Genomic DNA, 16,945 nt, shown 5'->3' with positions numbered 1-16,945 from the left:
CATGATCACCCCTTTAAAGGCAATCGGTGCACTCGCATTGTCATCACTTGCCATCGCGTGTTCATCACAACCCGAAGATACCGTGGCTTCATTCGCTACACAATGCAAACCTACCACTGCGCCCGTTGCTGGGGAAACTTCAATTCAAGGGTTAACGTTTATCGGGACATCCGTTGCTGATGCTCCATTCGACACATCGGCAGCTGAAATCGTCAGTTATGACGCCTGTACAGATAAGCTCTATGTGGTGAATGCTCAAGCAAAACGTATCGATGTAATGTCTATGGATGACAACGGCGTACCAACGCAAAGCGCATTCATTGATCTCAACAGCGCTGGCGAAGCAGCGGGCATTGAAATTGGCGCAGCAAACAGTGTCGCTGTATTCAATGGTTTGGTAGCAGTTGCGATTGAAAACAGTAATAAACAAGCGAATGGTATTGTTGGCTTGTACCGCTCCGGCGATTTGTCATTAGTCACGACTTTCCCAACAGGCGCATTGCCAGACATGGTTGGCTTCTCAAAAGATGGCCGATACATCGCAACCGCTAATGAAGGAGAACCAAACAGCGATTACAGCATTGACCCTGAAGGTAGTATCACTTTGATCGATCTGAGCCTTGGTGTTACTCAAGCAGAAGTGACACAAATTGGCTTTAACGAATTTGATGATTCACGAAAAGCAGAGCTCCCAATGAATGTGCGTATTTCGGGGCCAAACGCCACCGTCGCACAAGATCTAGAGCCTGAATACCTCACTTTTGCAGATAACGGTAAAATCTATGTCGCGCTACAAGAAAATAACGCCATGGCAATCGTCAATCCAGAGAGCAAATCGGTAGAAAAAATTGTTGGCTTAGGTGAGAAGTCTTGGTCGGGCGCTAAACTCGATGCATCCAACAAAGACAAAATCATTGGGAACTTGAAAAGCTACCCACAACTGGTTGGCTTATTTATGCCTGACACTATCGACAGCTACTCAGTGAATGGGAGTACTTACATCGTATCTGCAAATGAAGGCGACGGGCGTGAGTACGGATTCAAAACCACTCAAGAATTGTGCGACAAAGTTGGCTTTATGTGGGATGAAGACGATTACCTCGGTACAGATGAATATACATCTGAGCAAGGAACCTGTTTAAGCCATATTGATGAAGTGCGCGGTAAGAAGCTGAAAGTGGCAGCAGAACACCCATTGGCAGAGGCACTAAAAGACAACAAACAACTCGCGCGTTTAAAAGTGATTAAGCCGGAACAAACGCTTTCTGCACAAGAGAATGTTCAATCATTTGGCGCGCGTTCATTCTCGATTTGGGATGAAAACGGCAAGTTGGTCTTCGATAGTGGTGACGATTTCGCGACTATCGCGCTGCTGAATGAAGGCAAGAACTTCAACAGCACCAACGATAACAATAATAGTGGCGATGACCGAAGTGATGATAAAGGTATTGAGCCAGAGGCGATTGAAGTAGCAAAAATTAACGGTCGTCATTACGCGTTTATCGGCTTGGAGCGTCAAGGCGGTATCATGATTTATGACATCACAGACCCGAAACAAGCGCAGTTTATGCATTACGTCAACCGCCGTGATTACAATCAACCAGTGTGTACAGAAGTCGAAGATGGCGAATGCATGAACGATACATACAGTCCAAAAGCAGGCGATTTAGGTCCAGAATCCATTAATTACTTTACCCGTAATGGTGGTCATTTTATCGCCGTTGGCAATGAGGTATCGGGCACGACATCCGTCTTCCGAATCAATCTATAAAGTAATGTAAAAGTCATTTAGAACCAAAACGCCCGACGTAAGCCGGGCGTTTTTTTGTATGAGGTAATGTCCTACTCTGCCGATGCTAGCGCGTCACACTTTGATGCGCAGATAAAATCGTTTTTATGCAGACCTTTGATAGAGTGACTCCACCACGTTACGGTAACCTTACCCCATTCCAACAAAATAGAAGGATGGTGGAACTCATCTTCTGCCAGTTCCGCGATTTTGTTACTGAAAGCCCATGCTTGTTTGAAGTTCTTAAATTTATACACCTTTTCTAGTTGAGGTATATCTTCTCTTTCAATGATCTTCCAATCAGACAATTGCAGAAGCAGAGACTGTTGCTCTTCTTTGCTTAGTGCAATGGCATCGATACTACAAGCTTCGCATTTTTGTTCATTCAACATGAGCAGGTTCCTTTGGTTCAAAAAGTGGAGGAAGCAGTCCAGCTTCAATCGCTAGATCGGCTTGTTTCAATAAATTTAACTGACTGATTTTAAAGAGCTGAGAAAAGTCATCAATCACGTAGTACTTCGGTTGCATGATGTCGATACGATAAGGCGTTCTCAGCACAGTTTGTAATTCAAATGGGTCGCGAATTGCTACATCACTCTCTAATGCGTAGAGGGTTTCGCCAGGAGATGAGAGAATACCACCACCGTAAATTTTGGTTTTGTCCCCTTCTTTCACCAAGCCGAACTCTACGGTAAACCAGTAGAGGCGAGCGAGATAGGCTCTTTGTTTTGGGGTAGCGGCTTGCCCTAGTTGACCATAATGTTCGGTAAATGCAGCAAAATCTGGGTTGGTTAACATCGCGCAATGACCAAATATTTCATGGAAGAAATCCGGCTCTTGCAAGTAATCGAACTCTTCTCTGGTACGCAAGAATGTGGCGACGGGAAAGCGCTTATTACCGAGTAGATTAAAAAATCGGTCGAAGTCAATAAGCGCAGGAACGGGCTCCACTTGCCAACCTGTTGTCTCCATCAGGACACGATTAATTTCTGGCAATTGAGGAACGCGGTCTTGAGGTAAATCAAGCAGCATTAAACCGTGTAAATAAGCCTTACAAGCTCTGTTTTGGATCACACCCATTTGTCGTGTTACCAAATCTCGCCAAATGGCGTCTTCTTCACGGCTCCATTCAACCCTGCCTTCCTGGTTTACGGGTTTAGAACGATACTGAGTCATGGCACATCTCCATTAACAAATCCTTTACATTAAGCCTATCTTCAGTCTTAAGAGCTTCCAATCCCTGCGCGATTTTCTCAGCACCATCCCGATGTAACATATTGTTTACAATGCATCGTAACTGCATGATTTTTATGACACGATATAATCTCTGGCTTGTTTGACTTTATCGTGTATTCCTCTCAAACTAAAACCTGTTATCACTTTGTTATAGAGGGACCTATGCGCGAGAGCAGCAAAGTATGGCAACCGAGCGAAAGTCGTATCGAAGAAGCCAACATTACACAGTTTATTGAACACATTAATCGACAAGGAAATACCCTTGAAAGCTTCGCTGATCTGCATCAATGGTCACTCGATCATGTAGAAAAATTTTGGCAGGAAGTTTGGCTATTCTGCGACGTCATTGGCACTCAGGGAGAGACCATAAAAGAGCGAGCAGAAAGTCGCTGGCAGCAACCTGTTGAAAATAGGGATATAAAATGGTTCCCAAACGCGCAAATTAACTACGCCGAAAATTTGCTAACCTACGCGTGTCACCAACCCGATGATCTCGCGATTTGGTTTGAAAATGAACGTGAAGAAAAACAGACCTACACCTGGAAACAATTGTGCGAAGAAGTTTCGAGTGTGCAGCAATGGTTGAAAGAATGTGGAATTAAGCAAGGTGATGTCGTCGCTGGTTATTTACCTCACCTACCTCAAACGGTGATAGCTATGCTAGCAACCACCAGTTTAGGGGCGACCTGGACTTCCACCTCACCTGATTTTGGCGTCGAAAGCGTTTTGGAGCGCTTTGGTCAAGTGAAACCCAAAATCCTGTTTACTTGTGATGGCTATACATTCAATGGCAAAACTTTCGATATGTCTGAGAAAAACCAGCATATTGCGGATCATCTTGATGGTCTTAAACAAGTTTGCCAAATTAGCTACCTTAAACCACACATTTTTGAATGCGATGTCTGCACCCAAGATTGGCAAAACGTCCTGAATCAATACACCCCCGAAGCGCTGACTTTTACTCGTGTGAATTTTAACGATCCGCTATTTGTGCTCTATTCTTCAGGCACAACAGGCAAACCGAAATGCATCGTTCATTCCGTCGGCGGAACGGTGCTTAATCACTTGAAAGAGCATCAACTGCATTGCGATATTCAACCGAACGACCGAGTGTTTTACTACACAACCTGCGGCTGGATGATGTGGAACTGGCACGTTTCTTCACTCGCGAGCGGTGCATGTTTGGTGATTTTTGATGGTAGCCCTGTTTACCCCACTCATAATGTGCTCTGGGACCTCGCAGAACAAGCCGAAGTGACGCTATTTGGAACCTCAGCAAAATACCTAGAGGCGCTGGAAAAAGCATCTTTTTCTCCGCAGAAAAGTGATGCATTTCCAAGTCTGAAAACCATTTGCTCAACGGGCTCTGTTCTGTATCCAGAACAGTTTGATTATGTCTATCAGCACATTAAAGAAGATGTACACCTCGCCTCGATTTCTGGCGGAACAGACATTTGTGGCTGCTTTGTATTAGGCAACCCTATTTCTCCCGTTTATCGGGGAGAGTGCCAATCAGCAGGGTTAGGGGTCGATGTCCGAGTCTTTAACCCACAAGGTAATAGCGTAATGGGAGAGCGCGGTGAGTTGGTTTGTGCCAATTCATTACCCAACTTCCCTGCTGGCTTTTGGAACGACATCGGTGAGAGATATCATCGCGCTTATTGGGATAAATTCGACAATATTTGGCACCACGGCGATGATGTTGAACAGACCAGCGTTGGGGGATACGTGTTTTATGGTCGAAGTGATACCACGTTGAATCCCGGTGGCGTAAGAATCGGCACGGCCGAAATCTATCAGCAAGTGAACTGTATAGACGGTATTCTAGATTCGATCGCAGTAGGAAAAGAAGTCGACCGCAACGAACAAATATGGCTGTTTGTCCAATTAGTCAAAGGGGTAGAGCTCAATGACGAGATGATCGCTTCCATCAAAGCACAGCTAAAGTCTGCATGTTCTCCAAGGCATGTACCTAGTGCAATTTACGCAATAAGCGATATACCTAAGACACGCTCAGGAAAGCTGGTCGAGTTAGCCGTTAAGCAAGTCGTTAACAACCGAAGCGTCGAAAATTTAGGCGCAATAGCCAACCCTGAAGTGCTGGAGGAGATACGCAGGATAGTCGTCTCAAAATAACCTCCGAAGACTAAGTTGTTCGAGTATGTCCTTGCCTGCACCACGACGCTTGTTTAGAGCAAGTGAAGTTACATATACCCTCAGCAGATAAGAAAAAAGCGAGCTTGTTAGCTCGCTTTTGTCATTTTTTGTTCTTTATTCAGCGGTATTAGCGACGACCAAGCCCCATTAATACCGACATTGTTTTACCATCAGATGTAATGTCAAAAACGTGTTGCGATTCAACTTCAGTAAAACCCGCTTCTTTCAGTGCACGCTCAGACTTCGCAAGGGTAAAACCGTCTTGTTCACATTCTGCAATCCAATCAAAATGAACAAAATAGCCGCCGTGGTTAAGTAGAGAATGCGAGATCGTTAATGACGCGTCTAAGTCTTCCACGAACGCTAAAACTGATGATGCAACCACCAAGTCGAACTGTCCACGAAACGCAGGGTGCTGAGCAACCAAGCCGCGAGATAGTGCATCTACCACAGGTTCTACGTTGACGAGCTCTTTTTTATCGAGTTCCTCAATCATGGCTTCCGATGCGTCTAATGCTACGATGTCTTTAACCATCGGTGACAATCGTTGACTTAACTGCCCTGTTCCGCATCCAAAATCTAGTACTTTAATGCCATCAAGCTGAGTTAGCTGTTGTAACTGCTCAAACACCGACTGCGCAAATTGCTCTGTTGCTGGATTTGATTCCCAGTTTTTTGCTAAGCCGTCCCAATCTTGTGCCATCGTGGCCTCCATGTTCACTTTTTGTAACCCACATAGATTACCGCAAAACCGTTAAAAGACCATAGACTTATCTGGCGGATTCGCGTTTTTTTCGATAATCTTTCATGGCTTTGGGAGCGCATCTGCATAATACCCAAATTATTTGAATTCATTTATTGGTTGTGTCAAATCATGAACTTAACTCAAGTAGAAGCCTTCTGCACCATCGCTGAGTGTGGTTCTGTTTCTGAAGCGGCAAGGCAACTCGACTGCAATCGCACCAAACTCAGTATGTCGATTAAGGCATTAGAGAAAGATCTCGACGTTGAATTGTTTAACCGAACTGGCAACCAGCTCACCCTCTCTGAAGCTGGTAAAGCCATTTACAAAGATTGCGAACACCTACTTATCATCGCACAACGGGTCAGAAAGACCTGCGCTCAAATCTCGGAAGGGTTTAACGCGGAAGTTTGGGTAGCACGTGACGACTCCTTACCTGATGATCTCTGGCAAGAATTATCTCATACATTGAATAACCGCTTTCCTTCAACAACCTTCAACTTAATCTTGGCATCCAGTGGCGACTTAGCCAACTTGGTCAGTACCCACCAAGTAGATTTTGCTTTCGGTGTTGATTATGAGCGAGTAGACGATCCTCGTATCGTATATAACCCGTTAGGCAAGATACGTATGATGTCAGTATGCAGTGTAGAACACCGCCTAAGTAAGATGCGCCGTGTCTCAGACGAAGATCTACGTAGTCAAATGCAAGCACTAATGGTGTACCTAAATGAGAAAGACAACCCTGAACTGCAACCTTTCTCGACTCGATATATTGGTTTTTCGAGTTTTGACTACATGCTGAACACCATCTTAGAAGAAGACGCTTGGGGCGTGCTTCCTGAACCATTAATCCGCCATTACCTTCGTCAGCAGAAGCTCGCCGTTATCAAACACACATACGGATTGACGCAAGAAGACTACTGTATGTTTTCACCTAACGGCCATACTGAGCATCCAGCAATGACGTGGTTAGCAGATAAATTGAGCGAGTATTTATTTGACTTCTAAACATTTTATCAGTGAGCGTCAATTTTACTGACACCAAAAAGTCACAGTAAGCCATTGTTTTATAAGAACATAAATAAAAACGCAATTTTTTAGATTAGTTACTGGTCACTTTGTGGTTGCCTAAATTACCTTATGAGCGAAGAATAGTAAGGTATTAAAATTCAAAGGCATCTTTTATGTGTGACAGGACAAGCAAAAACGAAAACCGTATTCTAACCATTTCAGCCCTTTTGGCATCTGGGTTCGCTGCTGGTGGTATGGTACTTGGCTTGCTTGTAGGCTCAATTGTCATCGTTTTTGACGGTGTTTACTCTTTGGTCAGCTTACTGTTAACTTTATTGTCACTGGCCGCTTCTCACTATATTAACAAGCCTTCAAAATCTGTATTCCCATTTGGAAAAGCGGTCTTAGAACCAATCGTTATTGCGATAAAAGCAGCCGTCATTTTAGTGGTTGTAAGCTTCTCTCTCTACTCTGCGATATCAGCATTGATGTCTGGAGGTCGTGAGGTCGATGCTTCTATTGCGACCTTATTCGGCATCGTGAATGTTATCGGCTGTGGTTACGCTTGGTGGTTTATGGCGAAACGCAGCCGCCGCTTCTCATCAGGCTTGATTGAAGCGGAGAAAAAACAGTGGCAAATGGATACTCTGCTAAGTGTGGCGGTGACCGTAGGATTTATCTCAGCTTGGGCTGTTTCACTAACGCCATTCTCTGAGTATGCGGTATATGCCGATCCCATGATGATGGTTTTAATGGGCTTTTACTTCCTCAAAGTACCGTTCGATATGCTAGTAGGTGCCTTACGTGAACTACTAATGATGACACCAAGCAAAGAGCTGTGTCAGAGCGTTGGCAAAGATGTTCTTGAGATTGAAAAAGTGACTGAGCATCAATTGAAACTGGCTGGCGTAACGAAGGTGGGCCAAGAGCTACGAGTAAATGTGGACGTACATATTGATGACGACACATTGGAGCTTGATACACTAGAGCACACTCGTAAGCAGCTTATCAAGCGACTGTCGAAGCACAGATTCAAGCTTCAACTACACTTGAACGTCGCTTATTAGAGCGCCACCAAAGAGCCGTTAAAACTCAATAAAAAGCTCCCAATCTCGGGAGCTTTTTTAATTTTTTCGATTTAGTTGCTTCGTATTCGAATACAGCTCGCAAGGGAGATCTGTTCGTTGCTCACTTAAATTCTCTGATCTCGTTGGTAACTTATCCAGCCGCTTCGCGCTTCTCTTTGGTGACTAACCAACACATCAGCGAGCCCACCGTTACCATCACAACGCCCTGCCAAAAGCTATGGCTCAGAGTTACGCCAAGAATAATGGAAGAAAATAAAGCGGAAAAAATGGGCGTGAAGTAAGACAAGGTGGCGAGAAAAACCATATTGCCGCCAACGATCGCGATGTTCCATAAACCATAACCACCAGCCATTAAAGCCGCAGAAGCCACTAAGTACCCCATCGCTTCCCAACTGAATGTCATTGGTGGCTCATCGGTAAACGCATATTTGACCCAAAGCGAAACAGCTGTTGCAATGAAAAACAGGGTAATCGCATTATGTTTAGATTGCTGCCTTTGGGTTAAGTTGCAATAAAAGGCCCATATAACCGCCCCAGCGAAAGCCATAAAATACACCAGAGGGTTACTACTAACATTGGACATGATCTGAGTTATGGATAAGCCATTCTCACCGCTCACAGTCCAAGCAACCCCAACAAACGCCAGCGTAACTGCTGGATAAAGCAACCAGTTTGTTTTTTTATTGCTGCCAAGGACCGCAAATAAAACCGTCAATGCGGGCCAAAGGTAGTTGACAATCGACACCTCAATTGCCTGCGCGCGCGAGTTGGAATATCCCAAAGATAGAGCGAGAAATATTTCATAACAGACGAACATCGCACCACCAAGCGCAAGATACTTGGGAGAAAAGTAAGACAACTTTGGAATACCGACCACGATAAGAAGGAAAACAGAGCTAAGAGAGTACAACATGGCTGCCCCGCCTACAGGACCTAAACTCTCCGTAACCAACCTCGCGATGCCAAGCAGACAACTCCAAGAGAGAATCGCGATACAACCATAAAGTGTGAAACGAAATTGCACTGATTTCATGTGACCTACCACTCACGAATGCCAAAGGAAACGTCAGCTTAACTCAAAAATGATCAGGTTCAACGTACTGTTTTATAAAAATCAGTATAAAAATCATTCTATTAAGCCGTTGGAGTCGATATGAAACATTTTCTGCCCTCTAGTGTTATGCTTACACCCTTTGTTGTGCGCTACTATGATGAAGATGACAACGAGAGTGAAAACGTTAAAACACATTCGGAAACGCATGGTCTAGATAGCGAAGAGCAATCTAAGGAACGTTCAGAGTAAAGGAATCCAAACATGAAAAAAGTCGCAGTCATTTTAAGTGGTTCAGGCGTTTACGACGGTTCTGAGATCCACGAAGCAGTGTTGGCGCTCTACGCCATCGAGAAGGCAGGTGCAACTTGGCACTGCTTTGCACCTAACATTGACCAACTCCACGTCATCAATCACCTAACTGGTGACGAAATGGATGAAACACGTAACGTATTGATCGAATCAGCTCGTATTGCACGCGGAAATATTGACGATGTAGCCAAACTTAACGTTGATGAATACGATGCCCTACTGCTTCCAGGTGGGTTTGGTGCCGCGAAAAACTTAACCGACTTCGCTGTTTCGGGTGCGGAGTGCTCCATTAACACACACGTAGCTCAAGCTTGTCGCGCGTTTGCTAATGCGAAAAAACCAGCTGGCTATCTGTGTATTTCTCCTGTCATTATTCCGATGATTTATGAGCAAGGCGTGAAAGGAACGGTAGGCAACGATGAGGCAGTCTCAATAGCATTTAATCAAATGGGCGGTGAACACACCACGTGCCCTGTCGAAGACATCGTTTTTGATGAAAAACACCTCGTACTTTCAACCCCTGCTTACATGTTGGCAGAAAATATCTCTCAAGCGGCTTCAGGTATCGAAAAGTTAGTATCAAAGCTGATTAAAATAGCTTAATTATTAGTAGTTAGCTTATAAAACACTTCCCTATCCCCATTGATAATTAAGTTATTAATGGGGATTTTTTATACTTTAGTCGTATTTAGAGATATATCCGCGTCAGAAGTCAATTTCTGCCAATCGTTTGCGTCCATAGTTTCATATTTGTTCTACTTTATATCAGTGTTGCACTTATACGCAGTGCAACAAGATCACTGTCACAGTTTTTCTCTTGCAAGTACCTCTAAGTAGGTAAACTTGCTTCAGATCAACTTCAATCTGGAAACGAATGTGCGACAGTAAATGGCAAATTAAGAAAGATTATTAAAAATAACGACGGAGCTATCCAATATGACAAGTGCATTTTTTATCCCTACGGTAAACCTAATGGGCGCTGGTTGTTTGAAAGACGCAGCAGACAGCATCCAATCTCAAGGCTTTAAAAAAGGTTTGATCGTTACGGATAAGATCCTTAACCAAATCGGTGTAGTCAAACAAGTTCAAGACCTTCTCACTGAGCGCGATGTAGCAACCGTTGTGTTTGATGGCACTCAACCAAATCCAACTATCAGCAACGTTAACGACGGCTTAGCACTTCTTACTGATAACGAATGTGACTTCGTTATCTCTCTAGGTGGTGGTTCACCACACGACTGTGCGAAAGGTATCGCGCTTGTTGCTTCTAACGGCGGCAAAATCGCAGATTACGAAGGCGTAGACCAATCTGCAAAACCAATGATGCCACTTATCGCGATCAACACGACGGCAGGTACTGCATCTGAAATGACGCGTTTCTGCATCATCACTGACGAAGAGCGTCACATCAAGATGGCAATCGTTGATAAGCACACAACACCGCTTATCTCGGTAAACGATCCAGAGCTAATGCTCGCTAAACCTGCTTCGCTAACTGCGGCAACAGGTATGGATGCCCTAACTCACGCGATTGAAGCTTACGTATCTATCGCGGCAACACCAATCACTGATGCGGTAGCAATCAAAGCTATTGAGCTTATCCAAGCTTACCTACGCACAGCAGTGAAAAACGGTGAAGATCTAGAAGCTCGTGAACAAATGGCATATGCACAGTTCATGGCGGGTATGGCGTTCAACAACGCTTCTCTAGGTTACGTACACGCAATGGCACACCAGCTAGGTGGTTTCTACGACCTTCCACACGGTGTTTGTAACGCGATTCTTCTACCTCACGTACAGCGCTACAACGCGCAAGTATGTCCTGAGCGTCTACGTGACGTAGCAAAAGCAATGGGCGTAAACGTAGAAGGCATGTCTGCTGAAGCAGGTGCAGCGGCAGCAATCGACGCTATCGTTACTCTAGCGAAAGATGTGGGTATCCCAGCAGGTATCAAAGAGCTTGGTGCGAAACTAGAAGACATCCCAACACTAGCAGACAACGCACTGAAAGATGCTTGTGGTTTCACTAACCCTAAACAAGCAACTCACGAAGAAATTTCTAAGATCTTCGAAGAAGCGATGTAATCTCGCTACATAAACAATTCTCTAGCCTTAATTCAATCCCCGATCTCGTATCGGGGATTTTTTACATTCATATACAAGTGAATCTCTGCCAAACATAGTCTTTTAGTGTTAGCTTTTAAGTATTAACACGATTCATATTGGAAGGAACCATGAGAACGATTGCTGCTGCCCTACTCACTTGTTTATCCTTTTCTGCCAACGCTGCCGAATACCGCGCGAACGAGGTGGCGAATGGATTTCAGATCCCTTGGGGGATCGAGTTCTTAGATAGCCAACGTGTTATCGTCAATGAAAAGAACGGTACGGTTTCGTTGCTGGATATCACCACAGGCAAACCTCAAAAGCTGTTTAACGTTCCCGATGTGAACACCAGTGGACAAGCCGGCTTATTGGATGTTGCGCTCGCACCGAATGCCGATAAGCAAAACCCGCAACTCTTCTTTACCTACAGCAAGCGTACGAGCAAAGGCAATACGGTGGCGTTAGCGACGGCGCAATTGCAAAACAATCAGCTTGTAGGTTGGAAAGATCTCTTTGTTGCTGATGCCTTCACCGATACAGGTCGCCACTACGGCAGTCGAATTTCATTTGTAGACGATAAAGTTTACTTCTCAATCGGTGACCGTGGCGAACGTGATAATGGACAAGACACTCAAACCCATGCTGGCAGTATTCTACGCCTTAATCTTGATGGTTCGGTTCCGCAAGACAACCCATTCAAACCTTCCCAAGCTCGTCCTGAGATATGGAGTTACGGGCACCGCAACCCACAAGGTATGTTTTACGACGAAGCAACTAAACAGCTGTGGTCGATTGAACATGGACCACGCGGTGGCGATGAAATTAATCTAATCAAGAAAGGCGCGAACTACGGCTGGGCAAAAGTCTCTCATGGCAAAGAATATTGGGGACCGTTGGACGTCGGGGAAGCTAAGTCGTTGCCGGGAATGGAAGATCCAAGACTGGTATACGTCCCTTCTATCGCGCCCAGTAATATGATTTTGTACCGTGGTGATAAATACCCAGAATTGGACGGGAAAATCCTCGCCGGTGCATTGAAACTGGCGCACATCAACGTGGTTTCTATTAAGAATGGCAAGCTCACCGAATCAAAAAGATTGATGGAGAATCTTGGAGAGCGAGTAAGAGATATAACCATCAGCCCCGATGGTTATATCTACTTTTCTACCGACAGCGGCAAAATCTTTCGTCTTGAGGAAAGGTAATCAAACACTAAAATCGTTAAGACTATTTAATTTGTGACGTACTAGTGATTTATTTTCGTACAATCTAAGCAGAAGAATCTAAACTTAACAATAACCTTTTGTTTTTTAAAACGATAGTTCGGTTAAGTTGTACGAGGTCATTATGATTCCATTCCCTTTACAGCTCGATAAAATTAAAGCCGTGGTGTTTGATTTAGACAACACCTTGGTGAGTTCTGATATGAACTTCGGCGAATTGCGACAACAGCTAGGTTGTCCGCAGAGTGAAGATCTATTGGATTTTGTCGACGCACTTGAGCATCCTCATCATCGAGAGCACGCTCATAACGTGATATTTGATTACGAGATTTCTGATGCTGAGCAGTCTGCTCCAATGATTGGCTGCCATGAATTGCTCGCCCACTTGCATCAAAATGAAATCAAAACCGCTATCGTGACGCGCAACTGCCAAATCGCCACTCAGCGCAAACTAGAGCACAACCAAATCTCAGTAGAACGAGTCATCACTCGTGAATGCTTCCCGCCCAAGCCAGACCCTTTGTCTCTGCAGGTATTGGCGAAAGAGTGGCGTTTGATGCCTGATGAAGTGCTTTATGTCGGCGATTACCTTTACGACTTGCAGGCAGCGTATAACGCGCAGATGCCCTCTTGCCTTGTGCACCATGGGAATCAAGAAACCTTCAATGACTCAGCCTCGTTAGCGCTTAATGAACTCAGTGATTTATTGAGCCGTTTCGAATCCTTACCACGCAAATAAAGCACACATATAAAATACGCAAACAAAAAAAGGGGCACCAACGTGCCCCTTATGACTTATTCCCGATTGTTTCATGCGTTCCCAAGGATTGCTTGGGTGATGCGCTGCTTAGCCTTGTAGGTAAGCGTTAAGCATCCACATTAATTTTTCTTGCTCACGGATGTAGTCACCCATCAATGCCGCTGTACCTTCGTCATCTGCTTCACCCGCGTTTTGTAGAATCTCACGCTGTTTTAGAAGTAGAACGCTAAAGCCTTGAACTAGCCCTTGTACACACTCCTCACCAGAAGTCGCGTTTTGATGTTCTTTAATTTCACTTGCTTCCAAGTAGTTGCTGAATGCGTGCGCTGGTGTATGACCCAAAGTTAGAATACGCTCTGCAAGCTCATCGATTTTTGTTTGTAGATCCGTGTAGATCTCTTCAAATTTTACGTGCAGTTCGAAGAATTGCGCACCTTTAATGTTCCAGTGGTAACCGCGAGAGTTCATGTACAACACTTGGTAATGCGCTAGCAGTTGATTTAGCTGTTGAGCTAGTTGTGCTGATTGTTCGCTGTCTAGACCAATTAGGCTTACTTGTTTGTTCATAATCTTGCTCCTAGAAGGATGATACCAATCGTAGTAACGAACGATTCTCTTACCGGGATTGGTATAAAGTTTAAAAATTCTTTTGCAGTATTTGCTGCCGATGGAGTCATATTACGACTCCGGCTCGGCGAAGAGAATTTGGTTTTAGCTATGATTTAAATAGCCAAATCCAATGAGCAAGTAGACGAATATCGGCGTATCATCCAACAAAAAGCCCCAACCCTTTTTGTGTAAAAAGGATTGGGGCTTTTTTACTATTTGGTTAACGTTCAAAAGTAGATGAACAGACGTAAACCTTATCTACGCCGTTTTAAAAGTTGCCATCTGTTGATTCAGCTCAGTAACTTGCTCTTTTACTTGCAATGATGTCTCTGATGCACGTTGGCTGTTATTCGAAACCTCATCCACTGATTGAGTAATACCGGACATCAATCCAGTGATCGAATTGGTCGCATGAGATTGCTGCTCTGCCGCTGCCGCAAGTTCTGCCATTTGTTCATTCAAAGAACCAATTTGCTCGGTCGTGACGAGCAAACGAGTTACCGCTTTTTCAATGTGCTCAGCGCCCTGCTCCGCAAGTGATTGACTGTGTTCAATCTCCTCAACCACCGAATGGGTCGAGCGTTGAATCGCATTGATGATACCGTTGATTTCTGTCGTCGATTGAGTAGTGCGAGTCGCTAACATACGAACTTCGTCCGCCACAACCGCAAAGCCTCGTCCTTGGTCGCCCGCACGCGCCGCTTCTATCGCCGCATTCAATGCCAGTAAGTTAGTTTGTTCTGCCAAGCCTTCAATCACCTCTGTAACTCGGCCAATGGCTTCGCTCTCTTTGCTTAACTGCGTCACCTGCGTACTCGCGGTTTCAATGCTGCCGTGCAAGCTTTCCATGGTGACTTTGTTTTGCTCTAAAGCATCACGACCTTGTTCAATCTCGCCTTTTGAGTCAGAAAGCTTCTGCACCGATTGATTGGCTTGATCTAGGGTGTTACGCGCGGCTAAAGCGATTTCATCCAATTGGCTTCCCATTTCAACAATGCTGGTCTGTTGCTGTTCAACATTCGATGAGGTGACTTGCGCCGATTCCAACAAAGCTCCCATGCTGGTATCCACTTGGTGCGCTTTCTCACTCACCCCTGCCACGATGCTCGCTAACGATTGGTTCATGCGGTTAATCGAATCGGTAAGGTCTGCCAATTCATCTTTCCCAACAACAGTGAGCGGAGGCTGAGAAACGTCTCCTGAAGCGATCGTCTTTGCACGCTCCGATAAGTTTTTCAATCGGCGACCAATGGTGTTGCCCATGTATTTTGAAATCGCTACTGCGGCAAACAAAACCAATGCCGCTGCAATCAACATGGTGGTGAGTACGTTCTTGATTGACTGATTAATGCCCTGTCCGCTTTGATCTGCACGACTTTGCTGAGCCAATACGATCGTTTCTAAGCTTTGGTCTAGTGCATCCGCTGCTGGCAACAGTTCATTCGCCATTAACAAGTTTGATTCGTTCCACTCTGGCGATTGACGCAATGCAATTACCTGCTCTGCTAAAGGAAAGTACAGTTGCTGCATTTCCTTAAACAGTGACCACAATGATTGGTCGTTATCAGTCAGTCTGTCGAGTTTACTGTCGATTTCCGCCACAGACTGATTGTGGTACTTAATCAAGTCGTGGTATTTGTCCAGATGATCTTGCTGGCCGTACAACAGGAAATCTCGCAAGGCGGACAGAGCATTAGCGAGCGAGGTATAGCTGTCGGCATAGACTTTAAACAGACGTTTTCTGTCTCCACCAAATGGGTTTCCTGACTCTTCATTGATTAAGCTTTGAAGCTGATCAAGTGCCACTTCTGCAATGGGTGCCGCTTCGTTAATAAAGAGGTTGTGCGCGGGTAAGTTCTCATCACTGTGGCTAAGTTCAATCAGCTTGTTTAGAGAAACTTTTACCGCGTCCCACTGACTTTGAATCGCTTGAAAATCCTGTTCAGAGATCAAAGCCTGCAACGTTGGAAGCGACTCGTCTGTAGATGCCATGATATTGCGTACGTCCTCACTCAGACGTGCGCTCGCCTCTTCATCGCCACCTAGCAACATGTAGGCTCGAATAGAAGACAGCGACGCTTGAACGGACTGTTGGATACCGCGACTGGTGTCGACGGTCGGTAAATCGGATTTAAGTAACGAAGAGGCGTATTGCTCTACGGTGGTGACGTTGCGATACGTGAATACCGCTGATGCCATAAAAAGTACGGCTAGCAGCACAAAACTGAGCTGCAACTTCCCTGATATCGTAAGGTTCATCCATAAACTCCTGACAACGATGAGCCTTAAATATAACGATGTTTACAAAAATGTTAAATACAAGTATCAAAAGTTACTAAGAAAACCATGTAAACCACTATTTTAAGCCTATAAATAGGGCTTATTCGAAGTATGGTATGCGCTCACTACGTAAAATCAGATAATTAACGTAAGTCGTTTCTAAGCAGTCTTGCTCCCACAACGAAAGAATCCGCTTAGTGGCGAAGTAGTAATCTTTATTACGCAGTAACACGCCCACCGTGCGACTGAGCTGCTCAAAGCGCTGTTGCTCATTAGCAGAGATGTCATTGTCCTCATTTTCAATGATGGGCGCCAATCCATCGGCAAACCAATTGTTCAGAATTTCACGCATCTCAAGTTCTGACTCCGGTACATCGATACTCGACAACTCGCGATGCTGTGGTGGCGGTACTATGTACTTTGACGCTTTTGGTGAACTGACATAACGGTACATGTCGCTCCTCCTTGTAATTCACTCTTTAACTAGCTAAGAATACTTTTTTCAATTTCCAAGTTTTTTTCTACAGCTCATAGAAAGAAACCCAACAAAAAAGCCATGCAAAGTTGGCCCTGCATGG

General features: G+C 44.8%; 16 protein-coding genes. 9 read left to right on the top strand and 7 right to left on the bottom strand.

The window, feature by feature from the left end:
* Position 1 precedes the first annotated feature (1 nt).
* The gene (locus tag R7Z47_RS03085; RefSeq protein WP_167415941.1) at positions 2–1,771 is read left to right on the top strand and encodes a choice-of-anchor I family protein; all 1,770 of its coding nucleotides are present in this window, start codon (positions 2–4) and stop codon (positions 1,769–1,771) included.
* A gap of 71 nt (positions 1,772–1,842) precedes the next feature.
* Here R7Z47_RS03085 and R7Z47_RS03080 read toward each other — a convergent pair whose 3' ends face one another.
* A complete protein-coding gene (locus tag R7Z47_RS03080; RefSeq protein WP_167415940.1) occupies positions 1,843–2,181 on the bottom strand; it encodes a 4a-hydroxytetrahydrobiopterin dehydratase in 339 nt (112 codons plus the stop codon).
* The gene (gene phhA / locus R7Z47_RS03075) at positions 2,171–2,965 is read right to left on the bottom strand and encodes a phenylalanine 4-monooxygenase (protein WP_167415939.1); all 795 of its coding nucleotides are present in this window, start codon (positions 2,963–2,965) and stop codon (positions 2,171–2,173) included. Before phhA ends, R7Z47_RS03080 begins: the two co-directional genes overlap by 11 nt.
* 222 nt (positions 2,966–3,187) lie before the next feature.
* On the opposite strand from phhA, the gene R7Z47_RS03070 reads away from it, so the two are divergent.
* Entirely contained in the window at positions 3,188–5,161 is a 1,974-nt protein-coding gene (locus R7Z47_RS03070; protein ID WP_167415938.1) for an acetoacetate--CoA ligase, read from the top strand.
* Between the two features lie 148 nt (positions 5,162–5,309).
* Here the strand turns inward: R7Z47_RS03070 and R7Z47_RS03065 are convergent, their stop codons facing one another.
* Complete coding sequence (locus R7Z47_RS03065) at positions 5,310–5,885, bottom strand: class I SAM-dependent DNA methyltransferase (RefSeq protein ID WP_017821100.1); 576 nt, start codon at positions 5,883–5,885, stop codon at positions 5,310–5,312.
* A 171-nt stretch (positions 5,886–6,056) separates the two neighbouring features.
* Between R7Z47_RS03065 and R7Z47_RS03060 the strand changes: the two genes are divergently transcribed.
* Positions 6,057–6,935: a LysR family transcriptional regulator gene (locus R7Z47_RS03060; protein WP_005375568.1), complete on the top strand. Its 879-nt coding sequence runs from the start codon at positions 6,057–6,059 to the stop codon at positions 6,933–6,935.
* A gap of 176 nt (positions 6,936–7,111) precedes the next feature.
* A complete protein-coding gene (locus R7Z47_RS03055) occupies positions 7,112–8,005 on the top strand; it encodes a cation diffusion facilitator family transporter (RefSeq protein ID WP_167415937.1) in 894 nt (297 codons plus the stop codon).
* Between the two features lie 151 nt (positions 8,006–8,156).
* Here the strand turns inward: R7Z47_RS03055 and yddG are convergent, their stop codons facing one another.
* Complete coding sequence (gene yddG / locus R7Z47_RS03050; protein WP_005389394.1) at positions 8,157–9,059, bottom strand: aromatic amino acid DMT transporter YddG; 903 nt, start codon at positions 9,057–9,059, stop codon at positions 8,157–8,159.
* A 120-nt stretch (positions 9,060–9,179) separates the two neighbouring features.
* Here yddG and R7Z47_RS03045 point away from each other — a divergent pair, with 120 nt between their 5' ends.
* The 5 genes from R7Z47_RS03045 (at position 9,180) to R7Z47_RS03025 (ending at position 13,457) form a co-directional block, all read left to right on the top strand.
* A complete protein-coding gene (locus tag R7Z47_RS03045) occupies positions 9,180–9,329 on the top strand; it encodes a hypothetical protein (protein ID WP_017634379.1) in 150 nt (49 codons plus the stop codon).
* 12 nt (positions 9,330–9,341) lie between these two features.
* Entirely contained in the window at positions 9,342–9,992 is a 651-nt protein-coding gene (gene elbB, locus R7Z47_RS03040) for an isoprenoid biosynthesis glyoxalase ElbB (protein ID WP_017634378.1), read from the top strand.
* 333 nt (positions 9,993–10,325) lie between these two features.
* The gene (yiaY, locus tag R7Z47_RS03035) at positions 10,326–11,474 is read left to right on the top strand and encodes an L-threonine dehydrogenase (protein ID WP_005442614.1); all 1,149 of its coding nucleotides are present in this window, start codon (positions 10,326–10,328) and stop codon (positions 11,472–11,474) included.
* A 149-nt stretch (positions 11,475–11,623) separates the two neighbouring features.
* A complete protein-coding gene (locus R7Z47_RS03030; RefSeq protein ID WP_167415936.1) occupies positions 11,624–12,700 on the top strand; it encodes a PQQ-dependent sugar dehydrogenase in 1,077 nt (358 codons plus the stop codon).
* 142 nt (positions 12,701–12,842) lie between these two features.
* Complete coding sequence (locus R7Z47_RS03025) at positions 12,843–13,457, top strand: HAD family hydrolase (RefSeq protein ID WP_005388252.1); 615 nt, start codon at positions 12,843–12,845, stop codon at positions 13,455–13,457.
* A 108-nt stretch (positions 13,458–13,565) separates the two neighbouring features.
* On the opposite strand, the gene R7Z47_RS03020 is transcribed toward R7Z47_RS03025, so the two are convergent.
* From R7Z47_RS03020 to R7Z47_RS03010, 3 genes are all read right to left on the bottom strand, one after another.
* Complete coding sequence (locus tag R7Z47_RS03020; RefSeq protein ID WP_005388254.1) at positions 13,566–14,045, bottom strand: Dps family protein; 480 nt, start codon at positions 14,043–14,045, stop codon at positions 13,566–13,568.
* A 300-nt stretch (positions 14,046–14,345) separates the two neighbouring features.
* Positions 14,346–16,346 (bottom strand): methyl-accepting chemotaxis protein, encoded by a 2,001-nt coding sequence (locus R7Z47_RS03015; RefSeq protein ID WP_262606506.1) that lies wholly within the window; start codon positions 16,344–16,346, stop codon positions 14,346–14,348.
* A 121-nt stretch (positions 16,347–16,467) separates the two neighbouring features.
* The gene (locus R7Z47_RS03010) at positions 16,468–16,821 is read right to left on the bottom strand and encodes a hypothetical protein (RefSeq protein WP_033906832.1); all 354 of its coding nucleotides are present in this window, start codon (positions 16,819–16,821) and stop codon (positions 16,468–16,470) included.
* Positions 16,822–16,945 lie beyond the last annotated feature (124 nt).

Origin of the sequence: Vibrio sp. 1641, assembly GCF_033339995.1 — a bacterium.
Classification (GTDB): Bacteria; Pseudomonadota; Gammaproteobacteria; order Enterobacterales; family Vibrionaceae; genus Vibrio; species Vibrio alginolyticus.
The sequence above is the reverse complement of the archived record's forward strand: the minus strand, read 5'-3'. Positions and strand labels throughout refer to the sequence as shown.

What these genes read in the sequence shown, in the direction of transcription:
- R7Z47_RS03055 (WP_167415937.1), top strand. Translation starts at nt 7,112, where the DNA reads ATGTGTGACAGGACAAGCAAAAACGAAAACCGTATTCTAACCATTTCA.
- R7Z47_RS03070 (WP_167415938.1), top strand. Translation starts at nt 3,188, where the DNA reads ATGCGCGAGAGCAGCAAAGTATGGCAACCGAGCGAAAGTCGTATCGAA.
- R7Z47_RS03030 (WP_167415936.1), top strand. Translation starts at nt 11,624, where the DNA reads ATGAGAACGATTGCTGCTGCCCTACTCACTTGTTTATCCTTTTCTGCC.
- R7Z47_RS03060 (WP_005375568.1), top strand. Translation starts at nt 6,057, where the DNA reads ATGAACTTAACTCAAGTAGAAGCCTTCTGCACCATCGCTGAGTGTGGT.
- R7Z47_RS03015 (WP_262606506.1), bottom strand. Translation starts at nt 16,346, where the DNA reads ATGAACCTTACGATATCAGGGAAGTTGCAGCTCAGTTTTGTGCTGCTA.
- yddG (WP_005389394.1), bottom strand. Translation starts at nt 9,059, where the DNA reads ATGAAATCAGTGCAATTTCGTTTCACACTTTATGGTTGTATCGCGATT.
- R7Z47_RS03045 (WP_017634379.1), top strand. Translation starts at nt 9,180, where the DNA reads ATGAAACATTTTCTGCCCTCTAGTGTTATGCTTACACCCTTTGTTGTG.
- elbB (WP_017634378.1), top strand. Translation starts at nt 9,342, where the DNA reads ATGAAAAAAGTCGCAGTCATTTTAAGTGGTTCAGGCGTTTACGACGGT.
- R7Z47_RS03025 (WP_005388252.1), top strand. Translation starts at nt 12,843, where the DNA reads ATGATTCCATTCCCTTTACAGCTCGATAAAATTAAAGCCGTGGTGTTT.
- R7Z47_RS03010 (WP_033906832.1), bottom strand. Translation starts at nt 16,821, where the DNA reads ATGTACCGTTATGTCAGTTCACCAAAAGCGTCAAAGTACATAGTACCG.
- phhA (WP_167415939.1), bottom strand. Translation starts at nt 2,965, where the DNA reads ATGACTCAGTATCGTTCTAAACCCGTAAACCAGGAAGGCAGGGTTGAA.
- R7Z47_RS03080 (WP_167415940.1), bottom strand. Translation starts at nt 2,181, where the DNA reads ATGTTGAATGAACAAAAATGCGAAGCTTGTAGTATCGATGCCATTGCA.
- R7Z47_RS03020 (WP_005388254.1), bottom strand. Translation starts at nt 14,045, where the DNA reads ATGAACAAACAAGTAAGCCTAATTGGTCTAGACAGCGAACAATCAGCA.
- R7Z47_RS03085 (WP_167415941.1), top strand. Translation starts at nt 2, where the DNA reads ATGATCACCCCTTTAAAGGCAATCGGTGCACTCGCATTGTCATCACTT.
- R7Z47_RS03065 (WP_017821100.1), bottom strand. Translation starts at nt 5,885, where the DNA reads ATGGCACAAGATTGGGACGGCTTAGCAAAAAACTGGGAATCAAATCCA.
- yiaY (WP_005442614.1), top strand. Translation starts at nt 10,326, where the DNA reads ATGACAAGTGCATTTTTTATCCCTACGGTAAACCTAATGGGCGCTGGT.